Source organism: Alphaproteobacteria bacterium (genome assembly GCA_040905865.1).
Classification (GTDB): Bacteria; Pseudomonadota; Alphaproteobacteria; order UBA8366.
The window spans coordinates 23,089-44,109 of record JBBDQU010000011.1; the positions used below are offsets into that span (position 1 = coordinate 23,089).

20 protein-coding genes are annotated in these 21,021 nt (G+C 63.2%); 14 read left to right on the forward strand and 6 right to left on the reverse strand.

Features of this window, described 5'->3' with window-relative positions; translation table 11 throughout:
• Position 1: 1 nt before the first annotated feature.
• Positions 2–1,549: a carboxyl transferase domain-containing protein gene (locus WD767_03015; GenBank protein ID MEX2615045.1), complete on the reverse strand. Its 1,548-nt coding sequence runs from the start codon at positions 1,547–1,549 to the stop codon at positions 2–4.
• Between the two features lie 196 nt (positions 1,550–1,745).
• Between WD767_03015 and WD767_03020 the strand changes: the two genes are divergently transcribed.
• From WD767_03020 to WD767_03060, 9 genes are all read left to right on the forward strand, one after another.
• Positions 1,746–2,534 (forward strand): class II aldolase/adducin family protein, encoded by a 789-nt coding sequence (locus WD767_03020; protein ID MEX2615046.1) that lies wholly within the window; start codon positions 1,746–1,748, stop codon positions 2,532–2,534.
• 65 nt (positions 2,535–2,599) lie between these two features.
• Entirely contained in the window at positions 2,600–3,451 is an 852-nt protein-coding gene (locus WD767_03025) for a MaoC family dehydratase (GenBank protein MEX2615047.1), read from the forward strand.
• 143 nt (positions 3,452–3,594) lie between these two features.
• Positions 3,595–4,596, forward strand: coding sequence for a complex I NDUFA9 subunit family protein (locus WD767_03030; protein ID MEX2615048.1), 1,002 nt, complete (start codon positions 3,595–3,597; stop codon positions 4,594–4,596).
• Positions 4,597–4,851: 255 nt separating this feature from the next.
• Entirely contained in the window at positions 4,852–6,153 is a 1,302-nt protein-coding gene (locus WD767_03035) for a (Fe-S)-binding protein (protein MEX2615049.1), read from the forward strand.
• A complete protein-coding gene (locus tag WD767_03040) occupies positions 6,150–7,166 on the forward strand; it encodes a DUF4392 domain-containing protein (protein ID MEX2615050.1) in 1,017 nt (338 codons plus the stop codon). Before WD767_03035 ends, WD767_03040 begins: the two co-directional genes overlap by 4 nt.
• A gap of 207 nt (positions 7,167–7,373) precedes the next feature.
• Complete coding sequence (locus WD767_03045) at positions 7,374–8,336, forward strand: hydroxymethylglutaryl-CoA lyase (protein MEX2615051.1); 963 nt, start codon at positions 7,374–7,376, stop codon at positions 8,334–8,336.
• Positions 8,337–8,431: 95 nt separating this feature from the next.
• Positions 8,432–8,788, forward strand: coding sequence for a hypothetical protein (locus WD767_03050; protein MEX2615052.1), 357 nt, complete (start codon positions 8,432–8,434; stop codon positions 8,786–8,788).
• A gap of 135 nt (positions 8,789–8,923) precedes the next feature.
• Positions 8,924–9,592, forward strand: a complete 669-nt coding sequence (locus tag WD767_03055; GenBank protein MEX2615053.1) for a class I SAM-dependent methyltransferase — start codon at positions 8,924–8,926, stop codon at positions 9,590–9,592.
• 177 nt (positions 9,593–9,769) lie between these two features.
• Positions 9,770–10,087 carry a hypothetical protein gene (locus WD767_03060; GenBank protein ID MEX2615054.1) on the forward strand — a complete coding sequence of 106 codons (318 nt, stop codon included), beginning with the start codon at positions 9,770–9,772 and terminating at the stop codon, positions 10,085–10,087.
• A gap of 7 nt (positions 10,088–10,094) precedes the next feature.
• Here WD767_03060 and WD767_03065 read toward each other — a convergent pair whose 3' ends face one another.
• Positions 10,095–10,553, reverse strand: a complete 459-nt coding sequence (locus tag WD767_03065) for a DUF192 domain-containing protein (GenBank protein ID MEX2615055.1) — start codon at positions 10,551–10,553, stop codon at positions 10,095–10,097.
• Positions 10,554–10,566: 13 nt separating this feature from the next.
• Positions 10,567–11,340 (reverse strand): 3'(2'),5'-bisphosphate nucleotidase CysQ, encoded by a 774-nt coding sequence (gene cysQ, locus WD767_03070; protein ID MEX2615056.1) that lies wholly within the window; start codon positions 11,338–11,340, stop codon positions 10,567–10,569.
• A gap of 143 nt (positions 11,341–11,483) precedes the next feature.
• Between cysQ and WD767_03075 the strand changes: the two genes are divergently transcribed.
• Complete coding sequence (locus WD767_03075) at positions 11,484–12,146, forward strand: class I SAM-dependent methyltransferase (GenBank protein MEX2615057.1); 663 nt, start codon at positions 11,484–11,486, stop codon at positions 12,144–12,146.
• Positions 12,147–12,148: 2 nt separating this feature from the next.
• Here the strand turns inward: WD767_03075 and WD767_03080 are convergent, their stop codons facing one another.
• Both WD767_03080 and WD767_03085 read right to left on the reverse strand, forming a co-directional pair.
• On the reverse strand, positions 12,149–13,108 hold the full coding sequence (locus tag WD767_03080) for a ribonucleotide-diphosphate reductase subunit beta (GenBank protein ID MEX2615058.1): 960 nt from the start codon (positions 13,106–13,108) through the stop codon (positions 12,149–12,151).
• A 41-nt stretch (positions 13,109–13,149) separates the two neighbouring features.
• The gene (locus WD767_03085) at positions 13,150–15,012 is read right to left on the reverse strand and encodes a ribonucleoside-diphosphate reductase subunit alpha (GenBank protein MEX2615059.1); all 1,863 of its coding nucleotides are present in this window, start codon (positions 15,010–15,012) and stop codon (positions 13,150–13,152) included.
• A gap of 391 nt (positions 15,013–15,403) precedes the next feature.
• Between WD767_03085 and WD767_03090 the strand changes: the two genes are divergently transcribed.
• The 3 genes from WD767_03090 (at position 15,404) to WD767_03100 (ending at position 19,372) form a co-directional block, all read left to right on the forward strand.
• Positions 15,404–15,964 (forward strand): methyltransferase domain-containing protein, encoded by a 561-nt coding sequence (locus WD767_03090; GenBank protein MEX2615060.1) that lies wholly within the window; start codon positions 15,404–15,406, stop codon positions 15,962–15,964.
• 5 nt (positions 15,965–15,969) lie between these two features.
• A complete protein-coding gene (locus WD767_03095; GenBank protein MEX2615061.1) occupies positions 15,970–17,361 on the forward strand; it encodes an MmgE/PrpD family protein in 1,392 nt (463 codons plus the stop codon).
• Between the two features lie 169 nt (positions 17,362–17,530).
• Entirely contained in the window at positions 17,531–19,372 is a 1,842-nt protein-coding gene (locus tag WD767_03100) for a DEAD/DEAH box helicase (GenBank protein MEX2615062.1), read from the forward strand.
• An 82-nt stretch (positions 19,373–19,454) separates the two neighbouring features.
• Here WD767_03100 and WD767_03105 read toward each other — a convergent pair whose 3' ends face one another.
• A complete protein-coding gene (locus WD767_03105) occupies positions 19,455–20,321 on the reverse strand; it encodes a DMT family transporter (protein ID MEX2615063.1) in 867 nt (288 codons plus the stop codon).
• A gap of 127 nt (positions 20,322–20,448) precedes the next feature.
• On the opposite strand from WD767_03105, the gene WD767_03110 reads away from it, so the two are divergent.
• A complete protein-coding gene (locus WD767_03110; protein MEX2615064.1) occupies positions 20,449–21,009 on the forward strand; it encodes a hypothetical protein in 561 nt (186 codons plus the stop codon).
• Positions 21,010–21,021 lie beyond the last annotated feature (12 nt).

Below are 21,021 nucleotides of genomic sequence, written 5' to 3' on the forward strand. Positions count from 1 at the left end.
TTCAACATCGCATCGGAAACGAGGTCGGGCCTTTCAGGTCCGGCAGCAGCGGCTGGATCCATTCGATCCAGGCGGACAGGCGCGGTCGTGTTTCGCGCGGATCGATGAGTTCATGCATGGAGAAGGATTCGGCGCGGGCGGCGGGTGACTGCCGCGCCGCCATCTGTTGTTCCAGTTCCAGCCGCCGGGCTTCCGGATCGGGAGCGGCGGCGATCTCGCGGCCGAAGGCGACGGCGACGCCGCCTTCCACCGGCAGCGCGCCCATTTCCGCCGAGGGCCAGCCCAGGATATAGGCGTCGGGCCCGTAATGGGCGCTTTGCGCCACGCCGAAGGATTTGCGCACCACGACCGAGGCCCAGGGCACCGTGCAGTCGGCCACCGCCAGCACCGCTGCCGTGCCGGCGCGGATCGTGCCGGCGTTCTCGGACTGGCTGCCGATCATGAAGCCGGGCTCGTCGACGAAGGCAATGACCGGCAGATGGAAGGTCTGGCAGAACTCGACGAAGCGGCGCACCTTGACCGCGCTGTTCGCCGTCATCGCCCCCGCATAGAAACGGCCGTCATTGGCGAGGATGCCGACCGGCTGGCCGTTCATGCGGGCAAGCCCGATGACCTGCCCGCGCCCGTAGCCGCGCGCCATTTCAAGGAAAGACCCGTCATCCAGGATCATGGCGAGCAGCTTGCGAACGTCGAAGATCTGCCGCCGGTCGCGCGGGATCAGCGACAGTAGCGCCTCGTCCTGCCGGTTCGGGTCGTCCATCGGGTCGATCCGCGGCGGCAGTTCCCAGACATTCTGCGGCAGGTAGGACAGGAACGTGCGGATCTGCGCCATGGCGTCTTCCTCGTTATTCGCCAGATTGTCGACCACGCCGTTGCGGGTGTGGACCTGCGCGCCGCCCAGTTCCTCCTTGGTTTTCTTTTCCTTCAGCGCCCGTTCGACGACGGCGGGACCGGCGATCAGCACCTGCGCCGTTTCCTTCGTCATCACCGAAAAATGCGACGCGACCAGCCGCGAGGCCGGCAATCCGGCAACGGGCCCGAGCGCCGCGGTGACGACCGGCACCGTCGCCAGCGCCCGCGCGACGGATCGGAAGCGCGGCGGGGTGCCGGGGGAATTGCCGACGGTCCTGCCGCCCGCGCCCGTGACGCTGCCGCCGCCGCCTTCATGCATGCGGATCAGCGGCACCCGGTAGCGGCAGGCGAGGTCTTCGGCATAGACGCTCTTGCGCAGCCCGGATTCGTTCGGCGACCCGCCGCGCAGGGTGAAATCCTCGCCGCCAACGACGCAGCGCCGCCCGCCGATCTCGCCGAAGCCGAGCACGAAATTCGCCGGGGTGAAGGATTGCAGCACGCCGCCGTCATCGCGTTCGGCAACGCCGGCCGCCGCGCCCATTTCGTGAAAACTCTCGGGATCGAGCAGCATGTCGATGCGCTCGCGGATCGTCTGCCGCCCGGCATTGTGCTGGCGGCTGACGCCTTCCGTGCCGCCCTGCTGCTTCGCCAGCGCCCGTTTCGCCTCGATGTCGCGGACTTCCTTTTCCCAGTTCATGCCGATCCTCCCGTTTGCCGGATTTCCGGGACAGTATAGACGGGGTTTTCTCCCCGGCACCCGGGCAAAAAGGCCAGGCGCGGGAATGAATTTCCAGCAAACTGCTATAGCTTCGGTCTAAGTGCGGTTCAGCGCATGCGTGCGTCGTTTCGCGCGAGCTGCTAATATGATTCCGGTACAGCTTCGGGAGGGAAAAATGGCATTGGCTGATTTCGGGATAGACGAAGGGGAATCGCTGCGCGGCACGGTGAGCGCGGTGGAATGGGAGGCGCGGGTCGAACTGGCGGCGGCGTTCCGCATCGCTGTGGCGCGCGGCTGGAACAACTCCACCGCCAACCACATGACCGCGCGCATTCCCGACCAGCCGGATTATTTCCTGATGAACGCGGGCGATTTCGCCTGGGACGAAATCACGGCCTCCAACCTGCTGAAGCTGGACATGGACGGCAATGTGGTCAGCGACACGACCCGCAAGCCGCGGCCGGCCGGCCTTAACTTCCACAGCGCCCTGCAGCGCGAGCGGCGGCATCTGGGCTGCACCCTGCACATCCACGCACCCGCCGGGGTGGTCGTTTCCGCCTGGGAGGAGGGGCTGCAGTTTTTCGATCAGGGCTCCTGCAGCGTGTACGGCCAGGTCGCCTATCACGACTTCGAGGGCATCGCGGAGGAATCGGACGAGGCGCCGCGCATCCTGTCCGACCTGGGCGACAAATACATCCTGATCATGCGGAACCACGGCCTGCTGTCCGTCGGCCGAACGGTGCCGGAAGCGATGGAATACATGGACCGGCTGGTGGCGGCCTGCGAAACGCAGGAACGCATCCTCGCGACCAGCCACGCCACGCCTCGGCCGCTGTCGAGGGAAACCTGCGAATCCACCGCCAGCCAGTTCCGGAAACGCGCGGGCAACAAGCCGATCGGCGATACCGGCTTCGCCGCCGCCTATCGCAGGCAACTGCGCCAGGACCCGTCCTTCATGGCGTGAGGGCGTGGCGCGACATTACAGGACGGTCCGGTTGCGAACAGGCAAACAGTAAACGGGAGAGAACCATGAACGAGACGATTGCGCGCAACGAGCCCTATCCTGGCAAGGACCTGGGGGCGCTGGATTTCATCTGCACGACGCAGATGGTCGACGATTATTGCGAAGGGCTGGAGATCGACCATGCGCGCTACCACAGCCCGGCGGACTGGGACCGGCCGGTGGCGCCCGCGATGGTCGTCGGCGAGATGGATTTCGGCTTCGAGGGGCTCCGCTTCGACAACGCCTTCGGCAATCTGTGGATGCGCCAGGAATGGGCGCTCTTTCATCCGATTTTCCAGGAGCGCCATTACCGCCGCGCCTCCACCGTGCTGGACGTATACGAATGGCGCAACCGGTCGGTCGTCAAGCAGGAGGTGAATGTCCTCGACGGCGATGTGCTGGTCGCCCGCGGCATCCACCATCAGAGCTTCCTGCTGAACCAGAGTTCCGGCCGGGTCGCGCTGCGCGATCCGAAGAAGAAGGAAGGCGCCCGCAAGTTCGACGTGCCGGCGGGGCGCGCGATCGAGGGAATCAGCCGCGTGATTAACCTGGAAATGTGCGGCGTGTTCTTTCACGGCCGCAAGACCTACCACACGGACAAGAAGGCCTCCGAAGCGCTTGGCTTCGACGAGGTCGTGGTCGGCGGCAAGATGACCATGGCGTTGATGGGCCAGATGCTCGAACAGCATTTCGGCCGCCGCTATTACGAAGGCGGCACGCTGGACGTGAAGTTCACGAATATCGTCTGGCCCGGCGACCGGGTGACGACGAAAGGCGTGATTACAGGGGAGGAAGCGGGCCGGGCGCAGCTCACCGTGTGGATGGAAAAAGACGACGGTACGGTGGTTATCGTCGGCACGGCGTCGGCTCCCGCCTGATGCAGATCGCTATTGCTACCGGCCGTTCAGGCGGGTACGGGCCGAATTCCTGATGTGCTATAACGGGAACGAAACCGTTCTCCCGGAGTTATTCTGTCAGGGAGTTTATTCCGGGTTTCCCGGCCCGGTTGCGGGAGCGCCGGATGGCACAGAGGGTGCGGATTGCGACAGTTTTCGGAGGTACGGGATTTCTTGGCCGTCGGATAGCCGGGGCGATGCGCGAAGACGGCATTCATGTGCGTGTCGCCGTCCGCACGCCCGAAAAGTCCCGGTTTTTCGGGAAAGACGGTTGTGGCGTCGAGGTACTGCAAGCCGATATCCGTGATCCGGCTACCACCGGCGCGGCGCTTGACGGTGCGGATGCCGTTGTAAACGCCGTCAGCCTCTACACCGAATCAGGTAACGCGACCTTCCGCCAGATCCATGTCGATGGCGCAAGGCAACTTGCGGAGGGGGCTCGGGATCGCGGTGTCCGGGTGCTGATTCAGGTTTCGGGTATCGGGGCCGATTCCAGTTCCTCTTCGCGTTACATCCAAAGTCGCGGGCAGGGCGAATCCGCGGTCAGGCAGGTGTTCGACGGCGCCGTCATCGTCCGGCCCGCCGTGATGTTCGGTCCTGACGACTCGTTTCTGAACATGCTCGTCTCCCTTGTCCGCTATCTGCCGGTACTGCCGATATTCGGAACCGGCGCAACGCGACTGCAACCGGCATATGTCGACGATGTGGCGAAGGCAGTTTCACGGATCGCCTCCGACACCCCCGGAGCCGGGCCGGTCTATGAACTGGGCGGTCCCGAAATCCATACCTATCGCCAACTGGTCGAACGGGTGGCCAGCCGTGCCGGTCGCCGCCGCCTGCTGGCGCCGGTACCTTTTGGCGTATGGAAGGCGCTTGCGGCCGCCGCTCGACTATTCCCCAATTCCCCATTGTCACGGACGCAGGTCGAACTGATGCAGCGCCATAATGTCGCGGCGCCCGAATTGCCGTCATTTCGTGATGTGGACATCGAGCCGACCGCCGTCGACCCTGTCCTGACGGAAATCCTGGAAAGAATGTCCCGGTCTCCCCGAAACGGTCGGAACGCGGGACGTGCTTCCGGAACAGGACGCCAGGATCTCGATGCTACCCCCAGAAAACGGTCATGAACACGGCAGTGGTTCCAAAGAAACCGAAGACCATTCCAAGGCTGACGGCAATTCCGGCTGATCGGGTCATAACGACGTTCTCCTTGCTGGGTTATCCCTGTGTCGTGCGGTATCGATACAAGAGACCCGGTGCCGACAAGTCACCCAGACAGGGGATAATTGCGCAAATACGTTATTTCTTTTGTATAAACCGCATGGCGGTTAAGGTTGTAACTCCGGAGCGGGGCGGCTTTGCAGCGGAAAGAGGGGCAGACAATGGAATTCACGGAATCACTGGCATTGCGGACGGATGAAATTCTGGATCGCTGCACGAAATGCGGTCGCTGCGTCGAGGCCTGTCCGATGCCGGGCCCGGCGGGGATCGACATTGCCGCACCGGGAGACATTGCCGCCGGCGTGCTGGATATTATCCGCACCGGCAGCGGCCCGGCGGATTCGGAAGCCTGGGTGTCCGCCTGTTCCGGCAGCGGCGCCTGTATCGACGTCTGCAACGACGGGATCAACCCGCGCTTCATGATCCGCCTTGCCCGTGTCGCCCGGTCCGCAAAGAAGGAATCCGGCGCGATCCAGGCCGACGGGAAGGCGCGGTTCCAGAAGATGGCCCGCGGGGTCCGCGTGCTGTCGCGCCTGCAATTGTCGCCGCTGGAACTGGCGCGGCTGACCCGCGCGCCGAAGGGGCAGGAACCCGAAGAACCCGAAATCGTCTTCTATACGGGCTGCAATGTGCTGAAGACGCCGCATATCGCCCTGCTGTGTCTCGACGTGCTGGACCGGCTGGATGTCCGCTACGCGGTGTATGGCGGGCCGTCGGACTGCTGCGGCATCCTGCAGATGCGCGCCGGCGATGTCGCCAATGCCGGTCGGCAGGGCAGCCGGACGGTCGAGCGTTTCTTCGATACGGGCGCCGAGAAGGTGCTGTCCTGGTGTCCGACCTGCAACATCCAGTTCGGCGAGGCGGTGATCCCCAGCACGGTTGCCGACGACAATTTCGGCATGACGATGTTCTCGGTCTACCTGGAAAGCCGTATGGACGAATTGAAGAAGCTGTTCGTGCATCCGGTCAACAAGCGGGTCGGGCTGCACGAACATGCGGGCGCGAACGGGGTGACGGAATCGGTCATCCGGATCCTCAGGCAGATTCCCGGGCTGGAATTCGTCGACCTGGAAATGCCGACCCTGGGCTATCAGTGCACGTCGCTGTCCGGCACGCCGGCCTACCAGAAAAGCGCCCATGACGATCAGCTGCGCGTGGCGGCGGAAGCGGGCGTGACGACCCTGGCCGGTATCTATCATTCCTGCCACCGGGATTTCTGCGCCCATGAAAAGGAATGGCCATTTGAGGTGGTGAATTTCATGGAACTCGTCGGCGAGGCCATGGGCGTGACGCGCCCCGACATGTTCAAGCATTTCAAGCTGATGCAGGATGTCGATGCGGTCATCGCCGAATGCGACGACATGATCGAACAGCACGGTCTCGACCGTGACGAGGTGCGCGAGGTGCTGATCGCCGACATGTTCGGCGGCAAGATGCCGGTCGGGAAGGGGGCCGCCGCGTGAGCGGCCTTTCCGCCGTCTTCGACCTGATCGACCGGATCACCTGTCTCGATATCGGCCGCCGCGGGGTTGCCGGGCTCTACGATCCGGCGCGGGCCCGCAATGACGAAGCGCTCTGCGCGGCGGCGGCACGGCCGCTGGCGGGGCTGTCGCGCGGCGACCACGTCATCATCCTGACCGGCTCGCTGACCCGGTCGAATGTCGATACGGGTATCGCGGAAAACGACGGCCCGATGGGCGTCGCGTCCCTGGCGCGGGCGATCACGCACGGATTCAACGCAATTCCGGTGATCGTCGTCGATGAATCCATATGCGACAAGGTCGCGGCGATCACCCGGGTCGCGGGACCGAATGTCGTGACCCTGGAGCAGGCGCGAATCGCGGTGGATGCGCCGCGCTTTACCAGTGTCGCGGTGGTGCAGGGCGGTCATGTCGACGACGCGGCGGCGCAGGCGCAGGCGGTCGCGATGATCGCGGATATGCAGCCAAAGGCGGTGATCTCCGTCGAACGCGCAGGGCTGAGCGCCGACGGCACCTATCGCAACGCCCGCGGTGAGGATTACAGCGCCGGCCGGGCGCGGCTCGACCATATCGTGCTGGAGGCGGCGCGCCGCGGCATACCCACCATCGGCATCGGCGACGGCGGCAACGAAATCGGCATGGGCGCCGTCCGCGATGCGGTCGAGGCGCATATTCCGCATGGCAGGATCTTGTGCGCCGATATCGCGACCGACGTGCTGATTCCGGCAGGGGTCTCCAACTGGGGCTGCTATGGGCTCGCCGCGGCGCTGGCGGTACAGGCCGGTAATATCGACCTTGCCCACACGCCGGACCTGGAACGCCGGCTGCTTGAGGCCGCGCCGCAGATCGGGCTGATCGACGGCACAAGCGGGCGGCTGGAGCCGACGGCGGACGGCTTGCCCCTGTCGACCCATACGGGGCTGGTCGAATTGTTATGGACCGTTGCGCGGCGCGGCATCGAAACGGGCGGCGCGCCGACCTTCGCCACGCTGTGACGGCCGGATTGTCCGGGTGCGTCTCGCGCAGTCCTCCGAACCCGAAACTGCCGTCATCCGCGTCCTGTTCCTGTCCGGCGGATGTCTTGCATATCGCGTTGGAAGCAGGGCGCTTCACATGCTCCGATGGAAACCTGTTGCAGTTCCCTTGAAACCCGATCTGATTTAGGCTTCGCGAAAGGAAATTTCCAAGCGGGAGCCAGCCAGATGTCCGATTTGCCGAATTCCGTCGAGATCCATGAAGAAGGGCCGCGCGAGGGTTTCCAGATCGAGGCGGGCCCGATATCGACCGCCGACAAGATTGCCTTCATCGATGCGCTGTCCGGTACGGGCCTGCGGGAGATCCAGGTGGCGTCGTTCGTCAATCCGAAGCGGGTCCCCGGCTGGGCGGATGCGGCGGCGGTTGTCGCCGGAATCGCCAGGAAGCCGGGGATTGCCTATACCGCGCTGTGGCTGAATGAAAAAGGCTTCCTTCGGGCGCTGGAGGCGGATGGCCTGGAATTGCGGGGGTCGATCTCCAACTGCGCCTCCGAAGGCTTCATGATCCGCAATACGAACCGGGACCGCGCGGAAAACATCCGCGTGCAGCACAACCAGATCGACCTCTACGCCAAACACGGCGTGCCCGTCTACCGGGGCGGGATCATGGCGGCGTTCGGCTGCAATTTCGAGGGCGAAATCCCGGTATCCCGCGTGCTGGAAACGGTTCAGGAAACCCTGGATATCCTGGCGGAACACGACATGACCCTGCCGGTGCTGGTGCTGGCGGATACGATGGGCTGGGCGACGCCGCTGTCGGTCAAGCGCGTCGTCGGCGCGGTCCGCGACCGCTGGCCGGACCTGCGCCTCGGATTGCACCTCCATGACACCCGGGGCCTTGGTATCGCAAACGCCTATGCGGGGCTGGAGATGGGCATCGAATGGTTCGATTCGTCGGTCGCCGGTCTGGGCGGCTGCCCGTTCGCCCGGCGCGACGGCAAGCCCGCGGCCGGCAATGTCTGCACCGAAGACCTCGTCTTCATGTGCGCGGAAATGGGGATCGAAACGGGCATTGACCTGGAACGCCTGATCGAAGCGGCGGAAATGGCCGAGCGAATCGTCGGCCATGAACTGCCCGGATCCGTGATGCGGGGCGGCAGCCTGGACAGCCTGCGTGTAAAGCTGCGGTAACCGTCATGGGATATATGGCGGCGATACGATAAACAAGAATTGCGCTACACCGTTTGGGTGATGAATTGAGTGGCGACCTTCCCTAGGCTGTTGTCATGGAAAATGCCGGTAAGGCGAATTATTTCCGGGATGGCGCGATGAGTGTGGAATATCTGAATGGGTTGAGCACCGCCGAAGCCGATAGCGTCGTGGCCGTCGGCTGCATACTGATGGCAAGCGGTCTCGCCGGCGCCGTCGGGCAGGGCGTGACGGCGGAAGGTGCCTGCTTCGTCGAAATCATGGCGCCGCATGGCGGCGTGCAGATGTTCGTGATCGGCAAGGAAATGGGGCGCTATTTCGTCCGGGGGCAGGATGGCGGGCGCCTCGCGGCCGGCGGGACGCTCGAGGCCATGCTGGATACGGGATTTCGTCCGGAAACCTTCATCCCGGCGCGCCCCGGACGTCCTCATTAAAGCAGATCGCCTTTAGGCGGGTGCTCCGTCTGGCGCGGGATACGGCAAAGACAGCCGACTGATTGACGGCTGCGGCGATATCGAGTCTTCTCCCGGCATGCCGCGATGAGTTGCCTGTTCCGGAGACGCCGCCCGATGTCCAGCCGAACGATCCCGATGACCGACGCCCTTTACGATTACTATCTGAATTCGTCGCTGCGCGAACCGGATGTTCTGGCGCGCCTGCGCGCGACGACTTCGGCGCATCCCGAAGGCGATATGCGGATTTCCCCGGAACAGGGACAGTTCATGCGCTTCCTGGTCGGCCTGATCGGGGCGCGGCGGGCCATCGAGATCGGCACCTATACGGGGTACAGCGCGCTGTCGGTCGCGCTGGCGATGCCGCCGGGGTCGCGGCTGGTCGCCTGCGAGCGGCGGCCGGAATGGCCGCGTATCGGCCAGCCATTCTGGCGGGAAGCCGGAGTCGACGCGACCATCGACCTGCGGATCGGCAAGGCCGCCGATACGCTGGGCGCGATGATCGATGCCGGGGAGGCGGGACAGTACGATTTTGCGTTCATCGACGGCGACAAGAAGAACTATGTCGTTTACTACGAACTGTGCCTCCAGCTGATCCGGCCGGGCGGGATAATCGCCCTGGACAATATGCTATGGAGCGGCCGGCTTGTGGACCCGACCCTGGACGATCCGGCCTCGACCGCGATTCGCGTTCTGAACGAGAAAATCCGCGACGATGCGCGCGTGGAGTCCAGCCTGATCCCGATCGGCGACGGGCTGGCGCTGGTGCGCAAGCTGGATACCTGATTCCGGAAGCCGGAATTCCGGTTCTTCCTCTTGGCGTCACATCGTTCCAATCGAATCTAAGACTCGCCGTTAACGCCTTATTAAGAAATACATAATAATTATTGTGTATTAGATCATTCTGTGATTCATTAATGGTTAACGTCCTGTTTGCATCCGTATTTGATGGAAAATTGGAAGATGTTCAAGCGTAGTGCCGCGGTTTGTGCTTTTGCCCTCCTGGCCTTTTCCGCTCCCGCGGAAACGATTGAGGAGGCTGCAGAATCGAACTGCGATTCGCGTGAAACGGTGCTGGCGTTCCTGTCCGACAGGTATGCGGAAGCGCCGGTCGCCATGGGCGTCGCCCGGAATGGCGGGCTTGTGGAAGTCCTGACTTCCGGCGCCGGCGGATCGACCTTCACGATCATCGTGACCACGCCGGACGGACGTACCTGCATGGTTGCCGCGGGCGACGGCTGGGAAAGCCTGACGACGCGGACGCCGAATACGCCGATCTGACAGCCGCCTAATCTCCGAAAATCGCGTGCCTGACCCGGTCGCCGGGTTTTATGTCCAGTCGGCTTGCCGTGCCGCTGTTCAGTTCAAGGACGGCCTTGACCGCGCCTTTCGACCGGACGGGTTCCTCCGAATGCGGCACGGTGCGTTCGCGGATGCTCTCGATTGTGCCGTCCGCCGCGATAAACAGCATATCCAGCGGAATGAAGGTGTTCTTCATCCAGAAGGAAACTTTTTGCGGCCTGTCATACGGGAACAGCATGCCCGCATCCGCATCCATCTGCCGCCGGAACATCAGTCCCTGCGCCTGCTGGCGCGGCGAGACGGCGAGTTCGACCCGGAAGGTCCGGGGGCCGTCGGCCGTTTCCACGACCAGTTCCGACCATTCGAAGCTTTCAACCGCCCGCGTCGGGCCGGTATGGCCGGCCAGCAACAGGAAGGCGAACAGGGCGGCGGCGACGCGAATCATGGCCGGTAAAGCGTCACGTGAGGTTCCCCCAGGCGATGAACGACGGATTCAGCAGCGGATCCTTGCCATAGAGCAGCGGTTCGCCGTCCTCCGTCGTCACCCGGCCGCCGGCGGCCAGCAGGATGGCGTGCCCGGCGGCGGTGTCCCATTCCATCGTGGGTCCGAAGCGCGGATAGACATCCGCTTCGCCCGCGGCCAGCAGGCAGAATTTCAGCGAACTCCCCGCATTCCTGATCCCCGCCAGCGGCCGCCCCTTCAGGAAGGCTTCCAGCGTATCCCTGTCGCCGTGCCGCCGGCTGGCCAGCACGGTAACGCCCGCATCGGGTACGTCGCGGATGGCGATGGGCGTGGCGGCCGCGCCATCGGCCGTGCGTGTCGCGCCGACGCCGACAACACCGGCATAGGTCACGCCCAGCGCCGGCGCATAGATCACGCCCAGGACCGGAACACGGTTGACGACAAGCGCGATATTGACCGTGAATTCGCCGTTGCGGTTGAGGAACTCCTTGGTGCCGTCCAGCGGGTCGACCAGCCAGAACGGGGCATCGCCGATTTTCGGCATTTCGCCGCGCGACGCGGCTTCCTCCGCGACAACCGGATATTCCGGCGTCAGCGCCTGCAGGGCCGGGATGATGATCGCTTCGGCCCGGGTGTCGGCCTCGGTCACCGGCGAATCATCCTCTTTCCGGTCGACGGAGAAATCCGTCGCATAGACCGCCATGATCGTTGCGCCGGCGTCATGGGCGGCGGCGACGATGGCGGGAAGGAGTGTACTGTAATCGGTCATGCGCTGTTCCGTTCATGGCGTTGCGTCTTCCGGCCGGTCATCCGCCCTGCCGCAAAACTACCCGACAGCAGCGCGCGCGTCATCCCATTCGGCGGCGGCCGGGTTTTTGCCGGTGCGCCCGCCGTGCTAGGGTTTGCGGCGACGTGACTGATAAAAATAATCCCGCGGACAGACAGGGCGGCACGACGATGGCGGATGAGACAAGACTGGACCCTAAGGAGCATGAGTCGCGCGTGCGGGCGCATTACCTGCCGCTGCTGGCGAAGCACGGCGACACCAACCTCGTCGTGGATTTCCAGCATGCGGGCAACCATCAGGCCCGGTTCAGCATCCTGGCCGGCATCGACGACATTTCAGAAGTCTCGCTGCTCGATGTCGGTTGCGGAATCGGCCATTTCGCCGGCTGGCTGGCGAAACGCGATTTCCGGGGAGATTACATCGGGATCGACCTGCTGCCCGAAATGGTCGAACGGGCGCGCAACGCCCATCCGGGCTTCCGCTTCGAGCGCGCGGACCTGCTCGACCCGAAAACCCACTACGTCGCCGATTATGTGATGTCGAGCGGCATTTTTCACCTCGGCGACCAGGACTTCATGCACCGGATGATCGCCGCGATGTACGCCTCATGCCGCAAGGGCGTGGCGTTCAACAGCCTGTCCTCGTGGGACCTATCGGGGTCGCAAGGCCATTTTTTCCGCGCGGACCCGCTGAAGACGCTGGATTTCTGCCGCGGGCTGAGCTCGCAGATCCTGATGCGGCATGACTACCTGCCGCATGACTTCACGATCTTCATGTTCCGCGAATAAATCTAATCGAAGGCTTCGTCCCAGCTGCCCCGGGTCGCGGCGCGGGAGTATTCGGTGGAGCGGTTCTCGAAGAAATTGGCGTGTTCGACCCCGTTCAGCATTTCCTCCAGCCAGGGCAGGGGGTTGCGCGCCGTCTTGTAGATCGGCTGCAGGCCGATCTGGGTCAGCCGGCGGTCGGCGATATAGCGGATATACTGTTTCACCTCGTCGCCGGTCAGCCCCTCGACCGCGCCCATCTCGAAGGCGAGGTCGATGAAGGCGTCCTCATGGCCGACGATGGTGTCGCAGGCGCGGTAGAGTTCGCGCTGCATGTCCGGATTCCAGACCTGCGGGTTCTCGTCGATGAAGGTGCGGAACAGGCGGATGATCGAATTGGTGTGCAGCGATTCGTCCCGCACCGACCAGGTAACGATCTGGCCCATGCCCTTCATCTTGTTGAAGCGCGGAAAGTTGAGCAGGATCGCGAAGGAGGCGAACAGTTGCAACCCTTCGGTGAAGGCGCCGAACACCGCCAGCGTCTTGGCGATGTCTTCCGGGCTGCCGACGCCCCATTGCTGCATGTAGTCGTATTTGTCCTTCATCGCCTTGTATTTGAGGAAAGCCTGGTATTCCGCTTCGGGGATGCCGAGCGTGTCCAGCAGATGGCTGTAGGCGGAGATATGGATCGTCTCGATATTCGAGAACGCGGACAGCATCATCTGCACTTCGGTCGGTTTGAAGACCTGGGCGTAATGCTTCATGTAGCAGTTGTTCACCTCGACATCCGCCTGGGTGAAGAACCGGAAGATCTGCGTCAGCAGGTTGCGTTCCGAATCGTTCAGGTTCCGCCGCCAGTCCTTGACGTCGTCGGCCAGCGGCACTTCCTCCGGCAGCCAGTGGCTGCGCTGCTGCATCAGCCAGGCGTCATACGCCCAGGGATACTGGAACGGCTTGTAAACGGTGCGCGCGTCGAGAAGCGACATGATGGATTCCCTGTACCTTTATTTATTCTCGCCTTTTCGCCCTACTGGCAGGACAGGCATTCCTCGTAATCGTTGCTTTCGGCAATGACCGGCTGGTCCTCGCTGTTGACCCGTCCCAGATGCGGCAGCGAGGTGACGGCGCCGGCGCCGGTAATGGCGACCGATTCGGAGCGCTGCATCGACTTGGAGCGGCAGTAATAGAGGCTCTTCACGCCCTTCTTCCAGGCCTGGAAATGAATCTGGTGCAGGTCCCGCTTGTGGATATCCGCCGACAGGAAGACGTTCAGCGACTGCGCCTGGCAGACATGGGGGGCGCGATCCGCCGCCAGGTCGATCAGCCAGCGCTGGTCGAGCTCGAAGGCGGTCTTGTAGACGTCCTTTTCCAGATCGGTCAGGAAATCCAGATGCTGGACCGAGCCCTCATGGGAGACAATCGACGACCAGGTCTCGTCGTCGTTTTTCCCTTTGCTCGCAAGCAGTTCTTTCAAATGCCTGTTACGGACAGTGAAGGAGCCGGACAGCGTCTTGTGGGTGAAGCTGTTGGCGGCGATGGGTTCGATACCCGGCGATGTCCCGCCGCAGATGATCGAGATCGACGCGGTCGGCGCGAGCGACAGCTTGTTGGAAAAACGTTCCTCGATACCGTAATCCGCCGCGTCGGGGCAGGCGCCGCGTTCCCGCGCCAGCTTTACCGAAGCCGCATCGGCCTGCTCGCGGATATGCCTGAACATGCGCCGGTTCCAGACATTGGCCATGACCCCCTCCAGCGGAATGCCGTTGGCCTGCATGAAGGAGTGGAAGCCCATGACGCCGAGTCCGACCGAGCGTTCGCGCATCGCCGCATAGGTCGCGTTCCTGAATTCCGGCGGGGCCTGGTCGATGAAATCCTGCAGGGCGTTGTCGAGGAAGCGCATCACGTCCTCGATGAACTGCGGGTCGTCCTCCCATTCGGCGTACTTCTCGACATTGAGCGAGGAGAGGCAGCACACCGCCGTGCGCTCCCGGCCGAATCGGTCGGTGCCGGTCGGCAGGGTGATTTCCGAACACAGGTTGGAGGTTTTCACATGCAGTCCGGCCAGCTTGTGGTGTTCCGGGATCGCGCGGTTCACATGGTCGATATAGACCAGATACGGCTCGCCGGTCTCGATTCGCGCGGTCAGCAGGCGAATCCACAAATCGCGCGCCTTCACCCGGCGCAGCACCGAATCGTCCTTCGGGCTGGTCAGCGCCCATTCCTCGTCCGCCTCGACCGCGCGCATGAAGGCGTCGGGCACCAGCACGCCGTGATGCAGGTTCGGCGCCTTGCGGTTCGGGTCGCCGCCGGTGGGGCGGCGCAGTTCGATGAATTCCTCGATTTCCGGATGGCTGAGCGGCAGGTAGACGGCGGCGCTGCCCCGGCGCAACGATCCCTGGCTGATCGCCAGGGTCAGCGAATCCATCACCCGGATGAAGGGAACGACGCCGGAGGTCTTGCCGTTCAGCCCGACCTTTTCGCCGATCGAGCGCAGGTTGCCCCAGTAGCTGCCGATTCCGCCGCCGCGCGCCGCCAGCCAGACATTCTCGCTCCACAGGCCCAGGATGCCGCCCAGGCTGTCGCTGGCCTCGTTCAGGAAGCAGGAAATCGGCAGGCCCCGCCTGGTGCCGCCATTGGACAGCACCGGGGTGGAGGGCATGAACCACAGGTTGGAGATATAGTCGTACAACCGTTGCGCATGGGCGCTGTCATCCGCGAAATGCATGGCGACGCGGGCGAACAGGTCCTGGAAGCTTTCATCCGGCAACAGATAGCGATCTTTCAGCGTTTCCTTGCCGAACAGGGTCAGATTGTCGTCGCGCGACCGGTCCATCCGCACGGAAATGCCGCGCTCGTTCTGGGCGATATCGCCATGCAGTTCCGCCGACATGTCGGATTCATCATCCGGCGCGACGCAGTTCCCGATCGCTTCGCTATTGTTGCTGGCGCCGGCGGGATCGTAATCATCCTCCGCCGCAAAGTTATCCACATAGGTGGAATCCCGCGTCAACCCGTCCGTTACCTCGACCAAATACCCCTCCTGTCCACAGCTGTGTATAGGATTGTTTGTGGATGAAACACTATATCTTGTATTTGTCATGACCTTGCTTACTAAATGCGGAGAGTGTCAACAGGAACAAAAAGAGAACTTTTATGGAATTTAACCGATTGCCGGACAAGGTCAACCGCTCCCTGAAATTGAATTTGCCGCCATACGGCGAAACTGCGATGGTCGCGGGCGTTTGGCGGTTGCCGGATTATACGGAAACGGGACGGGGCGGATGCGACTGAATTTGGGCTGCGGCTTCAACAAAAGCACGGGTTACGTGAATGTCGACCGCAGCGAACATTGCGCGCCGGATATCGTGCACGACCTCGAACAGACGCCCTGGCCCTGGGCGGATTCGTCGGTCGATGAAATCGTCATGCGCCATGTTCTCGAGCATCTCGGCGCGACGACGGCGGTATATTTTTCCGTTTTGCGGGAAATGTACCGGGTCTGCCGGCCGGATGCCCGAATCACCATCGTCGTTCCGCATCCCCGCCATGACGACTTCCTGCATGACGCAACCCATGTCCGCGCGGTGACGCTGGAGGGGCTGTCGATGTTTTCGCGCAGGAACTGCGAGGAATGGATCGCCGCCGGCAACGCCAATACGCCGCTGGCCATGATCGCCGGGGTGGATTTCGACATCGTGGAATCCGAGGTGACGCTGGAGGAACCCTGGAAGAGCAGGTTCGAACTGGGCAGCGTCTCGCGCACGGAACTGATCCTGGCGCTGAAACAGTACAATAACGTCGCCAAGGAGTTGAAGGCGGTGTTGCGGGTGGTGAAGGACTAGATCGAATGCAGGACAGCAGCGCCGCGGCGCCGGCGATTACCGAAACCCTCGCGGCATTCGCGGCGAACCTGAAATTCGAGGACCTGCCCGACCGGCTTGTCGCGCATATGCGGATGGCGATGCTGGATGGGCTGGGCTGCTGCCTGGTCGGCGCGACCCTGCCCTGGACCCGGATGGTGGCGGACCTGGTGCGGGCGGAGGGCGGCGCGCCGGAGGCGCGGCTGATCGCGACCGGCGACCGGGTGCCGCTGGCGGCGGCGGCGCTGGTCAACGCCACGGCGGGCCATGCCTTCGAACTGGACGATATCCACCGCGATTCGATCATCCACCCCAATTCGATCTGCGTGCCGGTGGCGCTGAACAGTGCGGAGGCGCGGGGCGGCGCGTCGGGGCGTGATGTGGTAACCGCGATGGTCGCGGGCTACGAGGTCGCGACGCGCGTCGGCATGGCCGGCGGGACCGACCTGCTGCTGCGCGGTTTCCACCCGCAGGGCACCGGCGGCGCCATCGCCGCCGCCGTCACCGCCGGGCATATCTTTGGCTTGGACGCGGCGGGCATGCGGAACGCCATCGGCATCGCCGGATCGCTCGGTGCCGGGTTGATGGCGGCGCAGGAAGGGGCGATGGTCAAGCGCCTGCATTCCGGCAACGCGGCGCAGGCCGGTGTGCGGGCGGTGCTGCTGGCGCGGAACGGGTTTACCGGTATCTCCAACCTCGTCGAGGCGGAATATGGCGGATTCCTGTCATCCTTTGCCGGAAATGTGGATATGAGCCGGATCGCCGAAGGACTTGGCACGCATTGGGAGGCGGACGAGACCGGCTTCAAGCCCTATGCGACGGTGACCAGCATCCATGCGGCGCTCGATTCCCTGGCGGTGATCATGCGGGACAACGGCCTCGCGGCGGGCGACATCGCGAAGATCCGCGTCGGCACCAGCAAGGCGACCTATGTGCACTGCGCCTGGCCCTATGAGGCGCAAAGCGTCACCGCGGCGCAGATGAACCTGTATTACGGCCTGGCGATGATCGCGCTGGACGGCGCCGCCTTCGTGGAGCAATTCGACGCGGCGCGAATCGCCGACCCGGCGGTGTTCGATTTCATCGCCCGGATCGAGGCGGCGGTGGACCCCGAAATCGACGGCCTGGGCCGGGCGTTCCGGCATATGGCGCGGCTGAGCGTGGAAACGGTCGACGGCCGCCGCTTTTCGCATGAGGAGCGCCATCGCCGCGGCAGCCTGCAGAACCCGGTGTCCGACGCGGACCTGACGGCGAAATTCCGCGCCCTTGCCTCGGGGAGCCTGAATGCCGATATGGTTGCCGGGGTCATCGTCCTTTGCGGGAAGCTGGACAGTCTGGCGGATGTCGGTCCGCTGATCGATGCGGTCTGCAATCCGTGACGGGATCCGTAAAACAGGACTGGACGTTAATCCGTTGTCCTGTATAACGAAAGACCGCTTTTCAAAAACCGTAATGCGCTGAATTTCCACTTCAGGTCTTGTTCATAAGGCCGACCCGGCTGCGGCCCTGTGGCGTCCGTGGCAATCCGTTCTCTGGTAAAGGCACCTGATGCAATTAAGAACCTGGCAACAAAAAATCGTCGATGACTTTCCCGATATAATAAAACAGCACCGCCGGTTCATCCTGAAAGCGCCGACGGGCGCCGGCAAGACCGTTCTCGCGAGCGAGATCGTCGAACGGTTCTACAAGGACAAGAAGATTGTCGTGCTGTGCCATCGCCTTGTGCTGCTGGAGCAGCTTGAAAAGGCGCTGGGCCGGAAACACAGTGTCCGCAAGCTCCAGGTTTCCGATACGGGCCCGGCCTTCGAGGATTACGACATCCTGCTGTCAACCAACATGCGGGCCAGGGACGTGCTGGCGGACGCCATTCCCAAGGCCGACCTGATCATCGTCGACGAGGCGCACCGGGTATCGCCGAACGGCCGGGGTTACAAGCGGATCATCGACGATTTCGCGGAGAACGGCAAGGAAACGGCGCAGTTCATCGGGTTGACAGCCTCGCCGGAGCGCCGCACCGGCGACCAGCGCGACCAGCTCAATCTCGCCTTCGAGGCGATCATCGACTGCGCCAATATCGAGGACCTGATTGCGGAAGGCGTGCTGGTGCAGCCGGTCTACCGGCCGCATTTCGTGCATGACCTGAACCTTGGCAATATCGATATCAGCTCGGGCGATTTTCCGGTCGCGAAGCTGGCGCCGGCGATCATCAAATCGTCGATGATCGATTATGCGATCTGGAGCTATGGCGAGGAGCGCGCGAAGCTGAAAAACCCGGTTTCCGCCTGGTTCTGCGCCGATGTCAGTGTCGCGGAGGCGACCCTGGAAGCGATCGAGGCCACGGGCGTCAAGGCCGCTATCGTCACGGCGCAGACGCCGATCAACGAGCGGATGCGGCTGCTGGAGAGCCATGAAAATGGCGAGGTCGAGGCGATGGTCTCCGTGGGCGTGCTCGCGGAAGGCTGGGACAACCCCCATTGCAATATCATCGTCCACCTGCGGCCGACCCTGTCGAAGGTGCTGTGGGGCCAGTCGGTCGGGCGCGGTCTGCGTTCGGCGCCGGGCAAGGAAAAATGCGTGGTCATCGATGTCAGCTCCAACTGGAGCACCTTCGGGCCCGTGGAAAAGCTGGAATGGAGCCTGTGGAGCCACCGGCGCTCCTATCTGCAGTTCATGAACCGCTTCAACTGGATCGGGCTGCAGCAGGATGGCGAGAACAGCGGCGATGTCTATTTGCTGTGCAAGAACGAACTGCCGAACCGGGTCCGCTGTTCGCATATATACCGGAAGAACGCCTACAAGGACGATACCTGCCCGGTCTGCGGCGTCTATGCGGCGACCGATATCTACAAGGAACAGAAACTCGACAACACGCTGAACGAAAGCAGCCTGCACCGGCTGTTCTTCGAGCGCGTGCCGAAGGTTTTCGAGGAAATGGACCTGTCGATCTGGAGCAGCCTCGGCCGTTCCGCCTGGAACACGGCGAACGGCAAGGAGCAGGTTTTCCTGGCCTTCTGCATGGCCTTCCAGCAGGTATCCGCCGAACCGACCCAGACCGAATCCGAATACTGGAATGCGGCGCTGGAGGCCGAGGCGAAGATTCGCGGCTATCTGGTGGAAAACAATATCCAGATCGTGAAGCAGGGTGAGTTCAGGCTGGGCATCCTGGCCGACGCGATGCTGGCGGGGCGGGAGGTGCGGACCCTGCAGGCGCATTATGGAATATCGCTGTGCGGCACGGTCTTCCAGACCCATACCCCGGACGAAAACGAGCGCAAGTATCAGAAGGCGATCCGCATTGCCGAGCGGCTGGCGGTCATCGGCTGTTCGCCGCGGGACAACCTGCCCTATTTCAGGGCGTCGGAGCACCTGGCAAAGGTGGGTAAACGCTAAAGCAAATCGTGATTAACCGGAATCACCCGGGTGATTCCGGTTAACACGTGAATTTGCTTTTAATTTAAAGTGATATAACAGGTCACGGTTTGGCCGCGCGCTGCATCAGGACGATGACGACGCCGCCCAGCGTCGCGGCCGAGGCGAGCAACAGCCGCAGGGTGATGTCTTCCGACAGCAGGACGACCCCGAAGAACGCCGCAATGGCGGGAACCGCCAGCTGGATTGTCGCGGCCCGCATCGCCGTCAGCCTCGGCAGCGCCGCATACCAGATGGCGTAGCCGCAGCCGGAGGCGAGGGCGCCCGAGGCGGCCGCCAGCGCGGCACCCTCCACGGAGATGTGGAGCCCGTCCAGGAAGAACAGGTTGACGATCAGAACGAGGGGCAGGGCGAGGAGGAAATTTTTCGCCGTCGCCTGCAGCGGATCCGGGGTGCCACGGCCCAGCAGCGAATAGAACCCCCAGGCGATCCCGGCGACGGCCATCAGCACCGCGCCCAGCGGGTCCGGCGCCGTGACGCCCGGCAGGACCAGATAGACCAGTCCGCCGATGGCCAAAAGAAGTCCCGCCCAGGACAGGGATGAAAAATGCTCGCCGCCGCGAATCGCCGCGAAGAACATCGTCAACTGGACCGCCCCGAAAAGAATCAGCGCCCCGGTGCCCGTGCTGAGCGACAGATAGGCGAAGGAAAAGAAGATCATGTAGGTGAACAGCATCGCGGCGGTCTGCCAGTTCGCGGTGACGCGGTCATGTCGTCCCGGGCGCAGCAGCAAAATCAGGCCCAGTGTCAGCGCGCCGGAGGCCACCCGGATACTGGTAAAGCCCGCTGCGTCGATGAGCCCCGAACCCAGCGCCAGCCGGCACAGCACCGAATTGGCGGCAAAAGCCAGCATGGCGGTAATGGTCAGCAGCAGCGTGCGGGCGAGGGAATGGCGGGGATTGCGCGGCATCGCTGATGCGCCCTTCGGTTCTGTGCGGTTGCCGGTTTGATATCGCCCGGGAGGGGCTTGCGCCAGTGCAATTCCCGATTACAACATATAGGATATACTGAATGTAAGGTGAATGGAGGAAGGTCGGATGTTCGATACGGACCGGTTTATCGAGGATTGCAAGGCCGCGATTGCAGGCAGCGACGGCCAGAAGGCCGCGCGCGAGGTCATGACGCGGGCAATGTCCGATCCCGCCGCGGTCCTGAAAGGCGTGGGCGAACCGAAAAAGAGCGAAATACAGAAGCTCTACGCCTCGGAAACCCTGACAATCATCAACGTGGTCTGGGCGCCGTACATGACGATCATGCCGCATAACCATGAAATGTGGGCCACGATCGGCATCTATACGGGGCGTGAGGACAACGTCTTCTGGCGCAGGGTCCCCGACGGGGAGGGCGGCCGGATCGAGGCGGCGGGCGCAAAGGCGCTGTCGAGCGGGGACGTGTCTCCGCTTGGCAGGGACATCATCCATTCCGTCACCAACCCGATTCCGCGCCTCACCGGCGCCATCCATGTCTATGGCGGCGATTTCTTCAATATCGCGCGTAGCGAATGGGATGCGGAATCGCTGCTTGAGGCCCCGTATGACGTTCCGAAGAACCTGAAACTGTTCGAAAGTTTCGGCCGCCTGACCGGCAGTCTGGGCTAAGGACGCCGGTCA

Bases quoted from the DNA above. Each gene is read 5' to 3' on its own strand.
- WD767_03050 (MEX2615052.1), top strand. From the start codon at position 8,432: ATGGAAAATGCCGGTAAGGCGAATTATTTCCGGGATGGCGCGATGAGT.
- WD767_03110 (MEX2615064.1), top strand. From the start codon at position 20,449: ATGTTCGATACGGACCGGTTTATCGAGGATTGCAAGGCCGCGATTGCA.
- WD767_03045 (MEX2615051.1), top strand. From the start codon at position 7,374: ATGTCCGATTTGCCGAATTCCGTCGAGATCCATGAAGAAGGGCCGCGC.
- WD767_03080 (MEX2615058.1), bottom strand. From the start codon at position 13,108: ATGTCGCTTCTCGACGCGCGCACCGTTTACAAGCCGTTCCAGTATCCC.
- WD767_03085 (MEX2615059.1), bottom strand. From the start codon at position 15,012: ATGTCGGCGGAACTGCATGGCGATATCGCCCAGAACGAGCGCGGCATT.
- WD767_03090 (MEX2615060.1), top strand. From the start codon at position 15,404: ATGCGACTGAATTTGGGCTGCGGCTTCAACAAAAGCACGGGTTACGTG.
- WD767_03105 (MEX2615063.1), bottom strand. From the start codon at position 20,321: ATGCCGCGCAATCCCCGCCATTCCCTCGCCCGCACGCTGCTGCTGACC.
- WD767_03100 (MEX2615062.1), top strand. From the start codon at position 17,531: ATGCAATTAAGAACCTGGCAACAAAAAATCGTCGATGACTTTCCCGAT.
- WD767_03015 (MEX2615045.1), bottom strand. From the start codon at position 1,549: ATGAACTGGGAAAAGGAAGTCCGCGACATCGAGGCGAAACGGGCGCTG.
- WD767_03065 (MEX2615055.1), bottom strand. From the start codon at position 10,553: ATGATTCGCGTCGCCGCCGCCCTGTTCGCCTTCCTGTTGCTGGCCGGC.
- WD767_03095 (MEX2615061.1), top strand. From the start codon at position 15,970: ATGCAGGACAGCAGCGCCGCGGCGCCGGCGATTACCGAAACCCTCGCG.
- WD767_03025 (MEX2615047.1), top strand. From the start codon at position 2,600: ATGAACGAGACGATTGCGCGCAACGAGCCCTATCCTGGCAAGGACCTG.
- WD767_03020 (MEX2615046.1), top strand. From the start codon at position 1,746: ATGGCATTGGCTGATTTCGGGATAGACGAAGGGGAATCGCTGCGCGGC.
- WD767_03035 (MEX2615049.1), top strand. From the start codon at position 4,852: ATGGAATTCACGGAATCACTGGCATTGCGGACGGATGAAATTCTGGAT.
- WD767_03030 (MEX2615048.1), top strand. From the start codon at position 3,595: ATGGCACAGAGGGTGCGGATTGCGACAGTTTTCGGAGGTACGGGATTT.
- WD767_03055 (MEX2615053.1), top strand. From the start codon at position 8,924: ATGTCCAGCCGAACGATCCCGATGACCGACGCCCTTTACGATTACTAT.
- WD767_03060 (MEX2615054.1), top strand. From the start codon at position 9,770: ATGTTCAAGCGTAGTGCCGCGGTTTGTGCTTTTGCCCTCCTGGCCTTT.
- cysQ (MEX2615056.1), bottom strand. From the start codon at position 11,340: ATGACCGATTACAGTACACTCCTTCCCGCCATCGTCGCCGCCGCCCAT.